This window comes from Desulfovibrio sp. 1188_IL3213, assembly GCF_036763145.1.
Classification (GTDB): Bacteria; Desulfobacterota; Desulfovibrionia; order Desulfovibrionales; family Desulfovibrionaceae; genus Desulfovibrio.
In genome coordinates this window covers 1-2,847 of sequence record NZ_JBAIYR010000311.1, presented here as the reverse complement: position 1 = coordinate 2,847, position 2,847 = coordinate 1, and the positions used below count along the sequence as shown (strand labels likewise).

The 2,847-nt window shown below is 57.4% G+C and carries 2 protein-coding genes; one reads left to right on the top strand and one right to left on the bottom strand.

Annotation, left to right across the window (positions count from 1 at the left end):
- The first annotated feature begins 700 nt into the window (after positions 1 to 700).
- Positions 701 to 1,654, top strand: a complete 954-nt coding sequence (locus tag V6C16_RS10735; protein WP_333535743.1) for a GGDEF domain-containing protein — start codon at positions 701 to 703, stop codon at positions 1,652 to 1,654.
- 222 nt (positions 1,655 to 1,876) lie between these two features.
- Here V6C16_RS10735 and V6C16_RS10730 read toward each other — a convergent pair.
- A partial coding sequence (locus V6C16_RS10730) for an aminotransferase class I/II-fold pyridoxal phosphate-dependent enzyme (RefSeq protein ID WP_333543185.1) occupies positions 1,877 to 2,847 on the bottom strand: 971 nt, incomplete at its 5' end.

Here is a 2,847-nt window from a genome sequence, read left to right as displayed (position 1 = left end):
TGCCGCGACAAGGTGCAGCCTTGCCGCGTAGGCGTACGGAAATGGGGCCACCTCACGCAGCGCCGGGAACGGCATATCCGCCTGGCCGGCAGGAACCTTGCCGCCAAACGCCTGCACCGAGGACAGGTAGAAAATGATGCCCAGAAGGGAGATGGCTAATGTGATCCGGTTCATGAAATATCTCGCGCTGTCCTGAGGTCAGTTGCTGCACGCCCATACCGTGCTCACGACTTGGGCAGAGGGGCTTTTCCAAAACTGGAAATGTTCGGGCAAGGATGACTTTCGCCGTAGAAGCCACGGTTGGGCATTGGAGGTTACGGAGCATGTGAGTGAACTTTTGTTTTCCTTTGCCAAAATAGGACCGAAATAATTTTAATGTAAATTGTTTTTGCTGGTCGATAAAATTTTTTTAAAATATCGACTATGATAAATCGTTGTTTTGCGGCGCACAGGCATTTAAGTAATACTGTTACCATTATTTCGCGCACATGGCCTGCCGCATGGCCGGGGCGCACGTTTGGGGCGCCCGGAGTGCGCCCCGTGACAGGGCGCTGCCGGGGATTGCGGTTCGCGGCGGCATGCTGTGGCCCTGGCTTTTGGGGGTTGCCGCTCATTGTGCCGGATATGGAACGCGGCATGCGGCATGTTTTGTCATGCTCTGTGCGAAATACACTAAGGCAGCTTCGCAAGGTGGTGTAGTATGGCAGAAAACGGAGACAGGCTTTTTGTTGCCCGCGATGGAAAGTCGCAGGTAGAGGATGTGATAAATTATGTGCATGCGGTTTTGAGCCGTAAAGCCATTGAAAGCGATGAAATTCCTGAAAATATTCGCCACGCCGGCGGCATGCAGCAGCTTTGCGAACTGCTCTGGGGCATACGCCGCATGACCGAGGCCCTGGGCAAGGGAGAGCTGACTTACAACTGTAATGAAAGAGGCTATGTTATCGGTTCACTCAAGGCGCTGCAGGCCAACCTGCGGCATCTGACGTGGCAGGCCCGTTGCATCGCCAAAGGGGAGTACAGACATCGCGCCAACTTCCTGGGCGATTTTTCCACCGCCTTTAACACAATGGTTGAGGAACTGGATAAAAGCGTGTCCAAGCTCACCCGTCTTTCCACCAGATACAAGGAAATGTCCTGCCGCGATTCCCTTACGGGCCTGCTGAACCGCCGCGCCTTTCTCAGCCAGGCTTTGGATGTGCTTAAAGATGAAGCCTACCAGGGGCAGGCCGTCATCATCATGACCGACATCGACTACTTTAAAAAGATCAACGACACATGGGGGCATACCTGTGGCGATGCGGTGCTGCGCCACATGGCCCAGCTTTTTCTTTCTCAGTTGCGAGAAGATGACCTGTGCTGCCGGTATGGTGGAGAGGAATTTATTCTGCTTTTGCCCGGCATGGGCCTTCAGCCGGGCTACGGCGTTGCGGAGCGTCTGCGGCGGCAGATTTGCGACGGCCATGTTACGTATGAAGGACACGATATTGCCATTACGGCAAGCCTGGGGGTGAGCTGCATCGACCTCAGCAGGCTTCCCTCGGACTGCAGGACTGTTTTTGAAATAACGGTGAAAGAGGCGGACGCCTGCCTGTATCAGGCCAAAAAAACCGGCAGAAACCGTGTTGTTTGCGCGAACACGCTGCAAGCCTGATTTTCAGGCAATGGCAGCCCTGGGCACGGGCGCCTGCGACGGTTAGAGCAGATTAACTTTGAGAATATATATTCTCAAAGTTTGAGGCACGCTCACTTCGGCGTTTAACCGCGCAGATAAACTGCGCTTACGCCTCCGTAGCGAACGTCTGCTCACGCAGCCGCCAGAGCAATTTCAAAGTGAAATTGCTCTAGTTCCGTTCTGGAGCGGAAACATGGAATTTCAAACGCTTGCAAGCGCCCTGCGCAGGCTGGACGCGGCGTGGTCCAGGTCATTGCGGGTGTGTGCGGCCATGACGGTCAGGCGCAGCCGCGCCTGCCCCTTCGGCACTGTGGGATAGCGGATGCAGGGGGCAAATACCCCCAGAGCCAGCAGGGCTTCCGCAGCGCGCGCGGCCTTTTCCTCTTCACCGACCATGATGGGAGTGATGGGGCTTTCTCCTGGCACACTCATGCCCTGTTCGGCCAGCTTCCGGGTGAAGTAGGCCACGTTGTCCTGAAGGCGGCGCACCAGTTCGGGATGTGCGGCAATATGTTCAATGCCAGCAGCGGCGGCGGCCACAACGACAGGCGAGGGTGCCGTGGTAAAGATAAAAGGTCGCGCCGTGTTCCTGAGCAGTTCGCAAAGACTTTGGCTGCCGCAGACAAAGCCGCCTTCACTGGGGATGGCCTTGCTGAGCGTACCCGTGACGATGGGTACGTCCTCATGGCTCAGGCCGAAGTGCTCCAGCGTGCCGCGGCCCGTGGCGCCCAGCACGCCTGTGGCGTGGGCGTCATCCACCATGAGCGTCAGGCCGTGCCGCCGGGCAATATGGGCCAGTTCCGGCAGCCGCGCCAGATCGCCATCCATGCTGAATACGCCGTCGGTAATGATGAAACCCTGCCTGGGCCGCAGTTGCCGGATTTTTTCCTGCAGGTCGTCCATGTCGTTGTGGGCGTAAACAACGGTAAGTCCCCGTGCCAGACGGCAGCCGTCAATGATGCTGGCATGGTTGAGCGCATCGCTGAAAATGACCGTGTCCTTGTGGCCCAGGGCGCTGATAACCCCCACATTGGCCGTATAGCCGCTGGTAAATGCCAGGGCGGACTCGCTGCCCTTGAACGCGGCCAGGGCCGATTCAAGCCGCATATGCGGCGTCATGTTGCCCGTGACCAGGCGTGAGCCGCCGGAGCCGGTGCCGAACTCTTCCAGCA